The organism is Streptomyces adelaidensis (assembly GCF_016598475.1).
GTDB lineage: Bacteria > Actinomycetota > Actinomycetes > Streptomycetales > Streptomycetaceae > Streptomyces > Streptomyces adelaidensis.
In genome coordinates this window covers 76,678-92,902 of sequence record NZ_JAEMUX010000016.1, presented here as the reverse complement: position 1 = coordinate 92,902, position 16,225 = coordinate 76,678, and the positions used below count along the sequence as shown (strand labels likewise).

The window sequence follows — 16,225 nt, the reverse complement described above, 5'->3', positions numbered from 1 at the left end:
ACCAGTGAGGCCTGGTGTTCTGTGGAGAAAACCACCTCTGTGGAAAACTCCGTTACCTCTCCGAGTGACCCGAGAGGCTTCCGGTCGCGCGGTTCGGCCGCGGCGCGGCCACGACTGATGATGCCGTGAAGCAGTGAGCGACGTTTCACGTGAAACACGATGCCTAGCGGCAACGCCCACAACCGCGCGACACTCCGAGATGCATAGGTTTGGAAGCTTGTGTGGAGTACGACTCGTCGTCAGGACGGATCAGCCAACGTCCAGATCAACGACGCCGCTGACCGCACCCGAGCAGAGCTCTCCCGACTTCCCGGCCTTCACCGGCGTCGACGTACCCGCCCCGCCCGGGCCGCCTTCGCCCGCTTCGCCGCGAAGCGCACGCCACCCGGGCTCTCCCCGACCTCCACACGGACGACCGTGGACAGCGGATCGACCACGCCTTCGCCGACATGGAGGATGGAGGTCTCCACCGCGCCGAGCTTGCTCAGGGCGGCGGCAGCGCTCTTTAGCTCCTCCTCGGCGGTGTCCCCCTTCAGCGCCAACATCTCTCCGTAGGGGCGGAGCAGCGGGATGCCCCAGGCAGCCAGCCGGTCCAGCGGAGCGACCGCTCGTGCCGTCACCACGTGCACAGGCTGAAGTGTCCCCAAGACCTCCTCCGCCCGGCCGCGGACGACGGTCACATGGTCGAGACCCAGCAACTCGACGACCTCGGTCAGGAAGTTCGTGCGCCGAAGCAGCGGCTCCAGCAGCGTGATCTTCAGGTCTTCCCGGACAAGGGCCAGCGGAATGCCAGGCAGTCCGGCACCGGATCCGACATCGCACACCGTCACCCCCTCGGGAACGACCTCAGAGAGCACCGCGCAGTTCAGCAGGTGCCTCTCCCACAGGCGGGGCACCTCCCGCGGGCCGATGAGCCCCCGCTGCACTCCCGTCTCAGCCAGGAGTTCGGCGTACCGGACCGCGTCCGAGTAGCGATCACCGAATACGTCGCGCGCCTCCTCGGGCGCAGGGGGGAGCTCCGCTGCCTCCGTCACGGGGACCGTCCTTCCGTACCGCAAAAGCGCACTGGGCGCTGACACCAGAACAACAGGCTGACAAAGTTCGGCCCCGCCTGCGCAACAGACGGGGCCGGAGGAACGTACGTACCGAATCAGGCGGGAAGCACGACGACGAAGCGCTGCGGCTCCTCGCCCTCGGATTCGCTGCGCAGGCCGGCGGACTTGACCGCGTCGTGCACGACCTTGCGCTCGAAGGGCGTCATCGGCTGGAGCTTCACGGGCTCGCCGGTGCTCTTGGCCTCCGCCGCGGCCTTGGCGCCCAGCTCCGAGAGCTCGGCGCGCTTCTTGGCGCGGTAGCCCGCGATGTCCAGCATCAGACGGCTGCGGTCACCGGTCTCACGGTGCACGGCCAGACGCGTGAGCTCCTGGAGCGCCTCAAGCACCTCGCCCTCGCGGCCGACGAGCTTGTTCAGATCACGGCCACCGGAGTCGCTGATGATCGAGACAGAGGCACGGTCGGCCTCGACGTCCATGTCGATGTCGCCGTCGAGATCGACGATGTCCAGCAGACCTTCGAGGTAGTCCGCCGCGATCTCACCCTCCTGCTCCAGGCGGGTGAGGGTGTCGCCGCCCTCGGAGGCGTCGGCGGATGTGGTGCCTTCCGTCACGGGATGGGCTCCTTCTTACTTCTTGGACGGGGACTTGGGGCGCTGCTGGCCCTTGCGCTGACCGGACTGGGCCTTGCTGCGGCCACCGGCGCCGGGCTTGGGCGCGGCCTTCTTGGCAGCGGCCGCCGGCTTGGCGTCCTCCGGCTCGTCGGTCTTGCTCAGCGAGATGGGCTCGTTCTTCGGCTCGTCGTCGTCGGTGGTCTTCGCACCACCGGACTGGCGCTGGGCCTTGGTCTGACGCTTGGGCTGCTGGCGCTTGGGGGTCGTCGGCGTACCGTCCTCGGCCGTTTCGACGGCGGAGGCCTCGCTCGTGACCACGGTGCCGTCGGCCTGGGCAGCGAGGTTCTCCTTGCTCAGGCCGTTGATGAACTTCCGCTCGTGCTCGTTACGGTCACGGCCTTTGACGACGATCGCCTTGACGATGGCGCGCTCACGGCGATTGCGGGTCTTGCCGTGCCGTGTGACGTGCTTGAAGAGGCGCTCCAGGTACGCGGCCTGAGCCTTGGAACCCGGGGTCGGGTTGTTGTGGATGACGTACATCTGCTGGCCCATGGTCCACACGTTGGTGGTCAGCCAGTAGACGAGGACACCGACCGGGAAGTTGATACCGAAGACGGCGAACATGATGGGGAAGACGTACATCAGCATCTTCTGCTGCTGCATGAACGGCGTCTTCACTGTGGTGTCGACGTTCTTCGTCATCAGCTGGCGCTGCGTGTAGAACTGCGACGCCGACATCAGGACGATCATGACCGCGGTGACGATGCGGACGGTGGTCAGCGAGGCGTCGAGTGCGGTGATATCGGCGGAGCTGTCGGTGAACTTCGCGGCCAGCGGGGCCCCGAAGATGTGCGCCTTCTGCGCGCTGTCCAGCAGGCTCTGGTTGATGGAACCGATGGTGTCGTTGTTCGCGATGCTGTTGAGCACGTGGTACAGCGCGAAGAAGAACGGTGACTGCGCCAAGATGGGAAGGCACGAGGAGAGCGGGTTGGTGCCCGTCTCCTTGTACAGCTTCATCATCTCTTCGGACTGACGCTGCTTGTCGTTCTTGTAGCGCTCCTGGATCTTCTTCATCTCGGGCTGCAGCGTCTGCATGGCCCGGGTCGCCTTGATCTGCTTCACGAAGAGCGGGATCAGGCAGATACGGATCAGGATCACCAAGGACACGATGGACAGGCCCCAGGCCCACCCGGTGTCGTCGCCGAAGAGGGCGCCGTACACCTTGTGGAACTGGACGATGACCCAGGAGACAGGTGTCGTGATGAAGCTGAAGAGGCTGGCAATCGTGTCCACTAATCATGCTCCTTGGGCATGGGACGGGGTCTCTGCGGCCGGGCCCGAGGAGACATGCCCCTCGGTGGCCGGTTCGGCGGCGGAGGTCCCGCCCTTGCGTGCACGCCAGGCGCCACGCAACATCTCGTGCCACCGTGGCCGCTTACGCGGAGGGACATGGTCCACACCGCCGAGCGACCACGGATTGCACCGCAGGATGCGCCAGGCGGTCAGTGCCGTTCCCTTGATCGCACCGTGCCGGTCGATGGCCGTAAAGCCGTAGTGGGAGCACGACGGGTAGTACTTGCACACCGGCCCGAGCAGCGGACTGATCGTCCACTGGTACAGCTTGATCAGCGCCAGCAGCGGGTACTTCATCGTGCGCCCCCTCCCAGCAGCCGCCGTATGGCGGCATCCAGGTCTTGGGCCAGTTGTACGTGGTCGGCGTCGCCCGCGCCGGGCAGCGCTCGTACGACTACCAGGCTACCGGGGGGCAACAGAGCGACTCGATCGCGCATCAGATGGCGAAGCCTGCGCTTCACCTTGTTCCGTACGACCGAGCCGCCGACAGCCTTGCTGACGACGAAACCCGCACGCGTCGGGGGAGCGCTCTCCCCAGGCGCGTGCGGGTCCGTGGTACCGCTACGAAGATGGACGACGAGCAGCGGGCGGCCGGCCCGGCGCCCTCGTCGTACTGCGGTCGCGAAGTCCTCGCGCCGCCTCAGCCGATGCTCGGTAGGCAGCACGACGTCATGACCTGATCAGGATCAGGCGGACAGGCTTGCGCGACCCTTGCCACGGCGGTTCGCGAGAATCGCGCGACCGGCACGGGTACGCATCCGCAGGCGGAAGCCGTGGGTCTTGGCACGACGACGGTTGTTCGGCTGGAAGGTGCGCTTGCTCACTCGGGGGCTCCAGAAATCAATCGGTGGTGGCGGGTGCCGTCCTGGCTGTCACCGTGCGCCCACGAGTAGCTCTCGTTACGCCCGAGTGCACCGCTTCCCGATCACCTGACGCGATCTTGGCCCATCGGAGGCAGGCGGCAGCAGCCATCGACAACTCGACCTGGTTACGGTACGCGCGGCTACGCCATCCGGTCAAACCAGAGGTCACCGGGAGACACTATCCACAGCCTGGGGACAACAACTTGAACCGTACCGGCCGCCGTGACTACCGTGACTGAACTCCGATTCGTTCTCTTCACTCAGGCCGCTGGGCCCCGACTCCCCCACCAGCACCTCGTTCCGAGCGCACCACCCGAGTTTCAAACCGACCCGTCCCAGAACCACACGTTCGTGGGACCTGTGAGAGAGCGTGCCCTGTGGCTGACGTACCTGCCGATCTTGCCGCAGTGTGGCCACGAGTACTGGAAAAGCTCCTGGGTGAGGGCCGCGGTCAAGGCGTCGAGGTGAAGGACGAGCGCTGGATCAAGCGCTGTCAGCCGCTCGCGCTGGTCGCGGACACGGCTCTTCTCGCGGTCCCGAACGAGTTCGCGAAGGGCGTACTCGAAGGCCGTCTCGCGCCGATCGTCAGTGAGACCCTGAGCCGCGAGTGCGGCCGTCCGATCCGCATCGCGATCACTGTCGACAGTTCGGTGGGCGAGCCCCCGCCCCCGCCGGTCCAGCCCCGCTTCGAGGAGCCCGAGCTCCCCTCCGCCCCGGGCCAGAGCCGCGACGCCTACGACGGCAGAGACGCGTACAACGGTCAGGGGCGCGACTCGCGCGGTGCGTACGAGAACCAGAATTCGTACGACAACCAGAACGGGTACGACGGCCAGGGCCGCGGTCCCTACGAGGGCTACGGCCGCCACCGTGCCGACGACCGCGGTCCGGGTCGCGGCGAGCAGCAGACCGGCGGGCCCGGCGACCAGCTGCCGCCCCCGCGCCCGGATCAGCTCCCCAACGGCCGCACGGACCAGCTTCCGACCGCGCGCCCCGCCTATCCGTCCGAATACCAGCGGCCCGAGCCGGGCGCGTGGCCGCGGCCGTCGCAGGACGACTACGGCTGGCAGCAGCAGCGGCTGGGTTTCCCGGACCGCGATCCGTACGCGTCGCCGTCGCAGGACTACCGCCCGCAGTCGATGGAGCGGCCGCCGTACGACCAGCAGCGCGCCGACTACGACCAGCCTCGCGGCGACTACGACCGGCCGGGTGCCGATTCCGACTATCAGCGGCCCGACCGGCGTGAGCGCCCCGAGCCGCCGGGTTCGGGGCATGTACACCGGGGCGGCCCGGCCGGCAGCGCGCCCGGACCGATGGCGGCGAAGCCCGCGCCGGCGCCAGGTCCCGGTGAGCCGACGGCACGCCTGAACCCGAAGTACCTCTTCGACACGTTCGTCATCGGCGCCTCGAACCGCTTCGCGCATGCGGCAGCGGTAGCGGTCGCCGAGGCGCCGGCGAAGGCATACAACCCCCTCTTCATCTATGGGGAGTCGGGACTAGGCAAAACGCACCTCCTGCACGCGATCGGGCACTACGCGCGCAGCCTCTACCCGGGCACGCGGGTGCGGTACGTGAGCTCCGAGGAGTTCACCAACGAGTTCATCAACTCCATCCGCGACGGCAAGGGCGACAGCTTCCGCAAGCGATACCGCGAGATGGACATCCTGCTCGTCGACGACATCCAGTTCCTCGCGGACAAGGAGTCGACGCAGGAGGAGTTCTTCCACACCTTCAATACGCTCCACAACGCGAACAAGCAGATCGTGCTCTCCAGCGACCGGCCGCCCAAGCAGCTGGTGACCCTGGAGGACCGGCTGCGGAACCGTTTCGAGTGGGGGCTGATCACCGACGTCCAGCCGCCCGAGCTGGAGACGCGTATCGCGATCCTCCGCAAGAAGGCGGTACAGGAGCAGCTCAACGCCCCGCCGGAGGTACTGGAGTTCATCGCGTCCCGCATCTCGCGCAACATCCGCGAGCTGGAGGGCGCGCTGATCCGCGTGACGGCTTTCGCGTCGCTGAACCGGCAGCCGGTCGATCTCGGTCTGACCGAGATCGTCCTCAAGGATCTGATCCCGGGAGGCGAGAACGCGTCCCCCGAGATCACCGCGACCGCGATCATGGGTGCGACGGCCGACTACTTCGGTCTCACGGTCGAGGACCTGTGCGGCACCTCACGTGGCCGCGCCCTGGTGACCGCCCGGCAGATCGCCATGTACCTGTGCCGCGAGCTGACCGACCTGTCGCTGCCCAAGATCGGCGCGCAGTTCGGCAACCGCGACCACACGACTGTCATGCACGCCGACCGCAAGATCCGCGCGCTGATGGCCGAGCGACGCTCCATCTACAACCAGGTGACGGAGCTGACCAACCGCATCAAGAACGGCTGACGGAAGCCGTCGTACGTCGCTGAGGGCGCCCCGGGACGAGTTCCCGAGGGCGCCTTCGTGGTCTGTGGGCCTGGTTGCCGACGGCTTCCGCCATCGCCGGGCCGTCACCAAGTGTTCGAATACCCGCCGCGTTACGGCCGCCCTCCACAGATTGGGGGACTTTTTTCCGTCCACACCCTGGGGACCGGGAAGTTATGCAGATCGTGTCCACAGGGGGAGGCGACGAGAGATCATCGAGCCAGGTCAACTGCCTGTGGATCCGTGGACGAAAGATATCCACAGCCTGTGGACAAAGAGAGGCTCCACAGCCTGTGGACGCAGTTGTCCACCGACGGCCCACAGGCTCGGACCTGTTGTCCCCAGCGATCCCCCGCTTCTCCACACGCCTGTCCACTGTTCGGCAAGCCAAAGCGCCTCCTCACCATGTCGAGTGAAAGGCGTCACACGAAGTTGCCTGGTTGGCCTGTGGGAAAGGCGGGTAAAGCTGGGGACGCCGTTGGGGACAAGTGCCCCGAGGCTGTGCACGGTGTGTGCAGAACTTTCTGTTCTCCACAGATACCCCTGGTTGTCCACCGCCTCCACCCACAGGCCCGGTGGACAAAATTTGCCGCCTGAGCTGGGGAAACGGGGTTATCCACGGTTTCCACAGGCCCTACTACTACTAGCAACTAGAGAGAGCTGGGAATCCGTTTCGAAGTGGGTCCTGTGCACAACTCGCTCTGAGCTGCCTGACCGCGCCTCGTCACGACTTGACCCCGAGAGGCTCCGAGTGTCAGTGGTGTGCGTCAGACTGTTCCCCGGTGTCCTTCCCGTCACAGGGTCCGACGACACCGAGACAGACGACGAAGGCCAGGCAGGGCGAGAAGCGCCGGCAACAGCAGGAGGCGGCAACAGTGAAGATCCGGGTGGAACGCGACGTACTTGCGGAGGCCGTGGCCTGGGCGGCGCGCAGCCTTCCGGCCCGTCCGCCGGCGCCGGTCCTCGCCGGCCTCCTTCTGAAGGCCGAGGAAGGCCAGCTGAGTCTGTCCAGCTTCGACTACGAGGTCTCGGCGCGGGTGTCCGTGGAGGCGGAGGTCGACGAGGAGGGCACGGTGCTCGTCTCCGGTCGGCTCCTCGCAGACATCTGCCGCGCCCTCCCCAACCGCCCGGTGGAGATTTCCACAGACGGTGTACGGGCGATCGTGGTCTGCGGCTCCTCGAGGTTCACGCTCCACACACTGCCTGTGGAGGAGTACCCGTCCCTGCCGCAGATGCCGAACGCCACGGGCACCGTCCCCGGCGAGGTCTTCGCCTCCGCCGCCGCCCAGGTGGCCATCGCCGCCGGGCGCGACGACACGCTGCCCGTCCTCACCGGTGTGCGCATCGAGATCGAGGGCGACACGGTCACCCTGGCCTCCACCGACCGGTACCGCTTCGCGGTCCGTGAGTTCCTGTGGAAGCCGGAGAACCCCGAGGCGTCCGCGGTCGCCCTGGTGCCCGCCAAGACGCTCCTGGACACCGCCAAGGCCCTCACGAGCGGCGACAGCGTCATCCTGGCGCTCTCCGGCTCGGGCTCCGGCGAGGGCCTGATCGGTTTCGAGGGCGCCGGCCGTCGTACGACGACCCGTCTCCTCGAAGGCGACCTCCCGAAGTACCGCACGCTGTTCCCGACGGAGTTCAACAGCGTGGCCGTGATCGAGACCGCCCCCTTCGTGGAGGCCGTCAAGCGTGTGGCCCTGGTCGCCGAGCGCAACACCCCGGTGCGGCTGAGCTTCGAGCAGGGGGTGCTGATCCTGGAGGCCGGTTCCAGCGACGACGCACAGGCTGTGGAAAGGGTCGACGCCCACCTGGAGGGCGACGACATCTCGATCGCCTTCAACCCGACGTTTCTGCTGGACGGCCTGAGCGCCATCGACTCCCCGGTCGCCCAGCTGTCGTTCACGACGTCCACCAAGCCCGCGCTGCTCAGCGGCAAGCCGGCCGTGGACGCCGAGGCGGATGAGGCCTACAAGTACCTGATCATGCCGGTGCGGCTCAGCGGCTGACCGGCCGGACGCCGCCGCGGCCCGAGCCGTCGGCGGTCGTCCACAGCGCTGTGAGGCCCGGTGGATCACCGGGCCCTGGGTGTGAAGCCGCAGGTCGGGGTGTACGTATGAGCGGGTATGCCCACAGGTGTGCGTGAGAGTCCGGGTTTAGGCTCGTGCGTGGGTACGCAGGTGCCCTCATGCCACGTCGCAACCTAAGGAACAACTGATGGAGCTCGGTCTCGTCGGCCTCGGCAAGATGGGCGGCAACATGCGCGAGCGGATCCGCCGCGCAGGCCACACCGTCATCGGATACGACCGGAACCCGGATCTCGCCGATGTCCACAGCCTGGAAGAACTTGTGGGCAAGCTCAAGGGCCCGCGCGTCGTCTGGGTGATGGTCCCGGCCGGTGCCGCCACCCAGTCGACCGTCGACGAGCTGGCCGAATTGCTGCAGCCCGGTGACGTCGTCGTGGACGGCGGCAACTCGCGCTGGACGGACGACGAGAAGCATGCCGAGGAGCTGGCGGCCAAGGGCATCGGCTTCGTCGACTGCGGCGTCTCGGGTGGCGTCTGGGGCCTGGAGAACGGCTATGCGCTGATGTACGGCGGCGACGCGGAGAACGTCGCCAGGGTGAAGCCGGTCTTCGACGCGATGAAGCCCGAGGGCGACCTCGGCGCGGTGCACGCCGGCAAGGTCGGCGCCGGGCACTTCGCGAAGATGGTCCACAACGGCATCGAGTACGCGATGATGCAGGCGTACGCCGAAGGCTGGGAACTCCTGGAGAAGGTCGACTCGGTGACGGACGTCCGCGAGGTCTTCCGCTCCTGGCAGGAGGGCACAGTCATCCGCTCCTGGCTGCTCGACCTGGCGGTGAACGCCCTCGACGAGGACGAGCACCTGGACCGGCTGAAGGGCTTCGCACAGGACTCCGGCGAGGGCCGGTGGACCGTGGAGGCCGCCATCGACCACGCCGTGCCGCTGCCCGCGATCACGGCCTCCCTCTTCGCGCGGTTCGCGTCGCGCCAAGAGGACTCTCCGCAGATGAAGATGATCGCGGCGCTGCGGAACCAGTTCGGTGGCCACGCGGTCGAGAAGAAGTAGCCCGCGGCAATAACACACAGCAAGAACGAACAACGGTTGACGAGAAGTCATCCACAGGACCGCACAGCGGTCCACAACCCATGGGGGAGGTCGGCACCCGACCATGCACGTCACGCATCTGTCGCTGGCCGACTTCCGCTCGTACGCCCGGGTCGAGGTCCCGCTCGACCCGGGCGTCACCGCGTTCGTGGGCCCCAACGGGCAGGGCAAGACAAACCTGGTCGAGGCGGTCGGCTATCTCGCGACCCTCGGCAGTCACCGCGTCTCCTCCGACGCGCCGCTGGTCCGTATGGGCGCCGACCGCGCGGTCGTCCGGGCGCAGGTGCGGCAGGGCGAGCGGCAGCAGCTGGTCGAGCTCGAGCTGAACCCCGGCAAGGCCAACCGCGCTCGCATCAACAGATCCTCGCAGGTCAGACCCCGTGACGTCCTTGGCATCGTACGAACTGTGCTGTTCGCTCCGGAGGATCTCGCCCTGGTCAAGGGCGATCCGGGTGAGCGGCGACGGTTCCTCGACGAGCTGGTCACCACGCGGACCCCGCGCATGGCGGGCGTGCGTTCGGACTACGAGCGGGTCCTCAAGCAGCGCAACACTCTCCTCAAGTCGGCTGCGCTGGCCCGTCGGCACGGCGGTCGCACCATGGACCTGTCCACGCTCGACGTCTGGGACCAGCACCTCGCGCGTGTGGGCGCCGAGTTGCTGGCCCAGCGGCTGGATCTGATCGCCGCGATCCAGCCGCTCGCCGACAAGGCCTACGACCAGCTGGCGCCCGGCGGCGGCGCCGTGAGTTTGGAATACAAACCTTCCTCCCTCGGCGTCGTCGGCCACGCACGCGAGGAGTTGTATGAGCAGTTGATGGCGGCCCTCGCCGACGCCCGCAAGCAGGAGATCGAGCGGGGCGTCACCCTTGTAGGGCCCCATCGGGACGATTTGGTTCTCAAACTCGGTGAGCTGCCGGCCAAGGGCTACGCCTCCCACGGCGAGTCCTGGTCGTACGCCCTGGCGCTGCGGCTCGCCTCGTACGACCTGCTGCGGGCCGAGGGCAATGAGCCGGTGCTGATCCTCGACGACGTGTTCGCCGAGCTGGACACCACCCGGCGCGAGCGCCTGGCGGGGCTGGTCGCGCCGGGTGAGCAGGTGCTGGTGACGGCCGCGGTCGACGACGACGTGCCGGACGTACTGGCGGGGGCCCGGTATGTCGTGTCCGACGGGACGGTGGAGCGCGTATGAGCGCATCAGAGGGAGCCCCGAAGCCCCCCGAGCCCTCCGGAGTGGACCTCGCGCGCGTGGCGCTGCGCGCCGCGAAGGAAGCCGCACGCGCGCGTGGCGAAGCCACCCAGCAGCGGAAGCAGGCCAGGCGCGGCGGCGGGCTGCGCTCCGGAGCGCGCGCCGACGGCCGTGACCCGATGGCCCTCGGCTCCGCCATCAACCGGCTGATCACCGAGCGCGGCTGGGAGACCCCGGCCGCCGTCGGCGGGGTCATGGGCCGCTGGCCGCAGATCGTCGGCGAGGACCTGGCCAGGAAATGCGTACCGGAGCGGTACGACGAGGACGAGCGGGTCCTGCACGTGCGGTGCGACTCCACGGCGTGGGCGACGAATCTGCGACTGCTCGCCCCGCAACTGGTTGCCCGGCTCAACGAGGACCTCGGCCACGGCACCGTGCAACTGCTCAAGGTGCACGGTCCCAGCGGTTCGGTCCGTCGCTACGGGCCCCTGCGCGCCCACGGGAGCACCGGGCCCGGCGACACCTACGGGTGACCGTAGTCACATCTCGGGCCCTGCCCGAGAGCCTGCGCGGCCCCGCCCGCACGGCCGTGTGCTCCGGCGCGCGCGTTCGCATGCGGTTGCGAACGGCGACCTGACCCGGGGGTAGCAAAGGGTTGACACCCGGAAGCGCTGAGTGCCGCTGTGAGCCTCTTGGAGCCCCGCTCCGCATATGGGGAGTCGGGAGAGACCGGTTCAGGGCGGCACATGAGGACTCAGGTACCGGCAAACCCCCATCACTGTCGGCGCTACCGGTAGACTGGAGGCTAATCCCGCCCCATTCGTGGGGCTCGCTTCGGAAACACTGTGCAACGCTGACAAAGGCTTCCACCGCAACATGCCGCAGCCGCTCCGGCAAACCTGCCTGGAGCCTGGCTTGTGCTGTGCCAGAAAGGGCGCTTCGTGGCCGATTCCGGCAACCCCAACGAGAACATCCCGTCCACCGACGTCGGCGCCAATGGCGAGGTCACAGCCTCGTACGACGCCAGCGCCATCACCGTCCTCGAAGGGCTGGACGCGGTCCGCAAGCGGCCCGGCATGTACATCGGCTCGACCGGTGAGCGTGGCCTGCATCACCTCGTGCAGGAGGTCGTCGACAACTCCGTGGACGAGGCCCTGGCCGGGCACGCGGACACCATCGACGTGACGATCCTGCCCGACGGCGGCGTCCGGGTCATCGACAACGGCCGCGGCATCCCGGTGGGCATCGTCCCCTCGGAGGGAAAGCCGGCTGTCGAGGTCGTGCTGACGGTGCTGCACGCGGGCGGCAAGTTCGGTGGCGGCGGCTACGCGGTCTCCGGTGGTCTGCACGGCGTCGGTGTCTCCGTGGTGAACGCCCTGTCCAGCAAGGTCGCCGTCGAGGTCAAGACCGACGGCTACCGCTGGACGCAGGACTACAAACTCGGCGTCCCGACGGCCCCGCTCGCCAAGCACGAGGCCACGGACGAGCACGGCACGTCGGTCACCTTCTGGGCCGACCCGGACATCTTCGAGACCACCTACTACTCCTTCGAGACGCTCTCGCGGCGCTTCCAGGAGATGGCGTTCCTCAACAAGGGTTTGACTATCAAACTCACTGACGAGCGCGAGTCCGCGAAGGCCACCGCCGGTGCGGACGAGGCCGGCGAGGACGAGAAGTACGAGGTCAAGAGTGTCTCGTACCACTACGAGGGCGGCATCGTCGACTTCGTGACGCACCTCAACTCCCGCAAGGGGGACGTGGTACACCCGTCCGTGATCGACTTCGAGGCGGAGGACAGGGAGAAGCTCCTGTCCATCGAGGTCGCGATGCAGTGGAACAGTGGTTACAGCGAGGGTGTGTACTCCTTCGCCAACATCATCCACACGCACGAGGGCGGTACGCACGAGGAGGGCTTCCGTGCGGCGTTGACCGGTCTGATCAACCGCTACGCACGCGACAAGAAGCTGCTGCGCGAGAAGGACGACAACCTCACGGGTGACGACATCCGCGAGGGTCTGACCGCGATCATCTCGATCAAGCTGAGCGAGCCCCAGTTCGAGGGCCAGACCAAGACCAAGCTGGGCAACACGGAGGCCAAGACCTTCGTGCAGAAGGTCGTCCACGAGCACTTGACGGACTGGCTGGACCGCAACCCGGTCGAGGCCGCGGACATCATCCGCAAGTCCATCCAGGCGGCCACCGCGCGCGTGGCGGCCCGCAAGGCCCGTGACCTGACCCGCCGCAAGGGCCTCCTCGAGACGGCGTCTCTGCCGGGCAAGCTGAGCGACTGCCAGTCGAACGATCCCGTGAAGTGCGAGATCTTCATCGTCGAGGGTGACTCCGCCGGTGGCTCGGCCAAGTCCGGCCGCAACCCGCAATACCAGGCGATCCTCCCGATTCGCGGCAAGATCCTCAACGTCGAGAAGTCGCGGATCGACAAGATCCTGCAGAACCAGGAGATCCAGGCGCTGATCTCCGCCTTCGGCACCGGTGTGCACGAGGACTTCGACATCTCCAAACTCCGCTATCACAAGATCATCCTGATGGCGGACGCCGATGTCGACGGCCAGCACATCAACACCCTGCTGCTGACCTTCCTGTTCCGCTTCATGCGGCCGCTGGTCGAGGCGGGACACGTATTCCTGTCGCGTCCCCCGCTCTACAAGATCAAGTGGGGCCGGGACGACTTCCAGTACGCGTACTCGGACCGCGAGCGTGACGCTCTGATGGAGCTCGGCCGGCAGAACGGCAAGCGCGTCAGGGACGACTCGATCCAGCGCTTCAAGGGTCTCGGCGAGATGAACGCCGAGGAACTGCGCGTGACGACCATGGACCAGGACCACCGTGTTCTCGGCCAGGTCACGCTCGACGACGCCGCCCAGGCCGATGAACTGTTCTCGGTCCTCATGGGTGAAGACGTCGAGGCCCGGCGCCAGTTCATCCAGCGCAACGCCAAGGACGTCCGCTTCCTCGACATCTGAGTCGGTCTCAGCTGACCGCACCAGGAAGGATCCCCACCAGCAATGGCCGACGAGAACACTCCCGTCACGTCCGACGAGGCCGGCGAGACGACCCTGCGTATCGAGCCCGTCGGGCTCGAGACGGAGATGCAGCGTTCGTACCTGGACTACGCGATGTCCGTCATCGTGTCCCGTGCGCTGCCGGACGTACGCGACGGTCTCAAGCCCGTCCACCGCCGCGTGCTGTACGCCATGTACGACGGCGGCTACCGGCCCGAGAAGGGCTTCTACAAGTGCGCCCGTGTCGTCGGCGACGTCATGGGCACCTACCACCCGCACGGCGACTCCTCGATCTACGACGCGCTGGTCCGCCTCGCGCAGTCGTGGTCGATGCGGATGCCGCTGGTCGACTCCAACGGCAACTTCGGTTCCCCGGGCAACGACCCGGCCGCCGCCATGCGGTACACCGAGTGCAAGATGATGCCGCTGTCCATGGAGATGGTCCGGGACATCGACGAGGAGACCGTCGACTTCCAGGACAACTACGACGGCCGCAACCAGGAGCCGACGGTTCTGCCGGCGCGCTTCCCGAACCTGCTGATCAACGGTTCGGCGGGCATCGCGGTCGGCATGGCCACCAACATCCCCTCGCACAACCTCCGCGAAGTCGCGTCCGGCGCCCAGTGGTACCTGGAGAACCCGGAGGCCTCGCACGAGGAGCTCCTTGATGCGCTCATGGAGCGCATCAAGGGCCCCGACTTCCCGACCGGCGCCCTGGTGGTCGGCCGCAAGGGCATCGAGGAGGCGTACCGGACCGGCCGCGGCTCCATCACGATGCGCGCGGTCGTCGAGGTCGAGGAGATCCAGAACCGCCAGTGCCTGGTGGTCACGGAGCTGCCGTACCAGGTCAATCCGGACAACCTCGCGCAGAAGATCGCCGACCTCGTGAAGGACGGCAAGATCGGCGGTATCGCGGACGTCCGTGACGAGACGTCGTCCCGTACGGGCCAGCGCCTGGTCATCGTCCTGAAGCGCGACGCGGTCGCCAAGGTCGTGCTGAACAACCTGTACAAGCACACGGACCTGCAGACCAACTTCGGCGCCAACATGCTGGCGCTGGTTGACGGCGTACCCCGGACGCTCTCCCTGGACGCGTTCATCCGCCACTGGGTGACGCACCAGATCGAGGTCATCGTCCGCCGTACGCGCTTCCGGCTGCGCAAGGCCGAGGAGCGTGCGCACATCCTGCGCGGCCTGCTGAAGGCCCTGGACGCCATCGACGAGGTCATCGCGCTGATCCGGCGCAGCGACACCGTCGAGATCGCGCGCACGGGCCTGATGGGGCTCCTGGAGATCGACGAGATCCAGGCAAACGCGATCCTGGAGATGCAGCTGCGGCGCCTGGCCGCCCTGGAGCGCCAGAAGATCCTCCAGGAGCACGCCGAACTCCAGACGAAGATCAACGAGTACAACGCGATCCTCGCCTCCCCGATCCGCCAGCGCGGCATCGTCAGCGAGGAACTGGCCGCGATCGTCGAGAAGTTCGGCGACGACCGCAAGACCATGCTGGTGCCCTTCGACGGCGACATGTCCATGGAGGACCTGATCGCCGAGGAGGACATCGTCGTCACGATCACGCGCGGCGGTTACGTCAAGCGGACGAAGGCGGACGACTACCGCTCGCAGAAGCGCGGCGGCAAGGGTGTACGGGGCGCGAAGCTCAAGGAAGACGACATCGTCGACCACTTCTTCGTGTCCACGACCCACCACTGGCTGCTGTTCTTCACCAACAAGGGCCGCGTCTACCGCGCGAAGGCCTACGAACTGCCGGACGCCGGACGGGACGCGCGTGGCCAGCACGTCGCGAACCTGCTGGCCTTCCAGCCGGACGAGGCCATCGCCGAGATCCTCGCGATCCGTGACTACGAGGCCACGCCGTACCTGGTGCTCGCCACCAAGGGCGGTCTTGTGAAGAAGACGCCTCTGAAGGATTACGATTCGCCCCGTTCCGGCGGTGTCATCGCGATCAACCTCCGTGAAAAGGAGGACGGTTCCGACGACGAACTGATCGGAGCCGAACTCGTCTCGGCAGAAGATGACATCCTTCTGATCAGCAAGAAGGCACAGTCGATCCGCTTCACGGCGACGGACGAGGCACTGCGGCCCATGGGCCGGGCCACCTCGGGTGTCAAGGGCATGAGTTTCCGTGAGGCGGACGAGCTGCTCTCGATGAATGTTGTTCGACCCGGTACGTTCGTGTTCACTGCCACAGACGGTGGGTACGCGAAGCGGACCGCCGTCGACGAGTACCGCGTTCAGGGTCGTGGCGGCCTCGGTATCAAGGCCGCCAAGATCGTCGAGGACCGCGGTTCCCTCGTCGGCGCGCTGGTGGTCGAGGAGACCGATGAGATCCTCGCCATCACGCTGTCGGGCGGTGTGATTCGTACGCGAGTCAACCAGATCAGGGAAACCGGCCGTGACACCATGGGCGTCCAACTGATCAACCTGGGCAAGCGCGATGCCGTGGTCGGTATCGCTCGTAACGCCGAGGCGGGGCGTGAGGCGGAAGCGGTCGACGGCGACGACGCCGTGGACGAGACCGCCGAGGGTGTTGTGACGGTCGGTACGGACGAGGGCGAGGCGCCCTCCTCCGAGTAGCACGAGGA

General features: G+C 67.1%; 13 protein-coding genes. 7 read left to right on the top strand and 6 right to left on the bottom strand.

All coding sequences use genetic code 11. From position 1 onward, the window contains the following. Window positions 1–317: 317 nt before the first annotated feature. The 6 genes from rsmG to rpmH form a co-directional block, all read right to left on the bottom strand. A complete protein-coding gene (gene rsmG, locus I8N67_RS12320; RefSeq protein WP_200302975.1) occupies window positions 318–1,034 on the bottom strand; it encodes a 16S rRNA (guanine(527)-N(7))-methyltransferase RsmG in 717 nt (238 codons plus the stop codon). 116 nt (window positions 1,035–1,150) lie between these two features. Next, complete coding sequence (locus tag I8N67_RS12315; RefSeq protein WP_200302974.1) at window positions 1,151–1,666, bottom strand: Jag family protein; 516 nt, start codon at window positions 1,664–1,666, stop codon at window positions 1,151–1,153. A gap of 15 nt (window positions 1,667–1,681) precedes the next feature. Further along, on the bottom strand, window positions 1,682–2,959 hold the full coding sequence (gene yidC / locus I8N67_RS12310; protein ID WP_200302973.1) for a membrane protein insertase YidC: 1,278 nt from the start codon (window positions 2,957–2,959) through the stop codon (window positions 1,682–1,684). Window positions 2,960–2,962: 3 nt separating this feature from the next. Continuing rightward, the gene (yidD, locus tag I8N67_RS12305) at window positions 2,963–3,316 is read right to left on the bottom strand and encodes a membrane protein insertion efficiency factor YidD (RefSeq protein ID WP_184906350.1); all 354 of its coding nucleotides are present in this window, start codon (window positions 3,314–3,316) and stop codon (window positions 2,963–2,965) included. After that, complete coding sequence (rnpA, locus tag I8N67_RS12300) at window positions 3,313–3,684, bottom strand: ribonuclease P protein component (RefSeq protein ID WP_200302972.1); 372 nt, start codon at window positions 3,682–3,684, stop codon at window positions 3,313–3,315. Before rnpA ends, yidD begins: the two co-directional genes overlap by 4 nt. A 21-nt stretch (window positions 3,685–3,705) precedes the next feature. Then, complete coding sequence (rpmH, locus tag I8N67_RS12295) at window positions 3,706–3,843, bottom strand: 50S ribosomal protein L34 (protein WP_006381191.1); 138 nt, start codon at window positions 3,841–3,843, stop codon at window positions 3,706–3,708. A 416-nt stretch (window positions 3,844–4,259) separates the two neighbouring features. Here rpmH and dnaA point away from each other — a divergent pair, with 416 nt between their 5' ends. The 7 genes from dnaA to gyrA all read left to right on the top strand — a co-directional run bounded on the left by dnaA (window position 4,260) and on the right by gyrA (window position 16,217). After that, window positions 4,260–6,266, top strand: a complete 2,007-nt coding sequence (gene dnaA / locus I8N67_RS12290; protein ID WP_200302971.1) for a chromosomal replication initiator protein DnaA — start codon at window positions 4,260–4,262, stop codon at window positions 6,264–6,266. Window positions 6,267–7,159: 893 nt separating this feature from the next. Continuing rightward, the gene (dnaN, locus tag I8N67_RS12285) at window positions 7,160–8,290 is read left to right on the top strand and encodes a DNA polymerase III subunit beta (RefSeq protein ID WP_200303021.1); all 1,131 of its coding nucleotides are present in this window, start codon (window positions 7,160–7,162) and stop codon (window positions 8,288–8,290) included. Between the two features lie 208 nt (window positions 8,291–8,498). Next, a complete protein-coding gene (gene gnd / locus I8N67_RS12280; RefSeq protein WP_200302970.1) occupies window positions 8,499–9,374 on the top strand; it encodes a phosphogluconate dehydrogenase (NAD(+)-dependent, decarboxylating) in 876 nt (291 codons plus the stop codon). Between the two features lie 103 nt (window positions 9,375–9,477). Continuing rightward, window positions 9,478–10,602 carry a DNA replication/repair protein RecF gene (gene recF, locus I8N67_RS12275; RefSeq protein WP_200302968.1) on the top strand — a complete coding sequence of 375 codons (1,125 nt, stop codon included), beginning with the start codon at window positions 9,478–9,480 and terminating at the stop codon, window positions 10,600–10,602. Then, the gene (locus tag I8N67_RS12270; RefSeq protein ID WP_200302966.1) at window positions 10,599–11,132 is read left to right on the top strand and encodes a DciA family protein; all 534 of its coding nucleotides are present in this window, start codon (window positions 10,599–10,601) and stop codon (window positions 11,130–11,132) included. The genes recF and I8N67_RS12270 overlap by 4 nt, the downstream gene beginning before the upstream one ends. A 384-nt stretch (window positions 11,133–11,516) precedes the next feature. Next, window positions 11,517–13,580, top strand: a complete 2,064-nt coding sequence (gene gyrB, locus I8N67_RS12265; RefSeq protein WP_307835218.1) for a DNA topoisomerase (ATP-hydrolyzing) subunit B — start codon at window positions 11,517–11,519, stop codon at window positions 13,578–13,580. A 42-nt stretch (window positions 13,581–13,622) separates the two neighbouring features. After that, window positions 13,623–16,217, top strand: coding sequence for a DNA gyrase subunit A (gene gyrA / locus I8N67_RS12260; protein WP_200302963.1), 2,595 nt, complete (start codon window positions 13,623–13,625; stop codon window positions 16,215–16,217). Window positions 16,218–16,225: the final 8 nt, after the last annotated feature.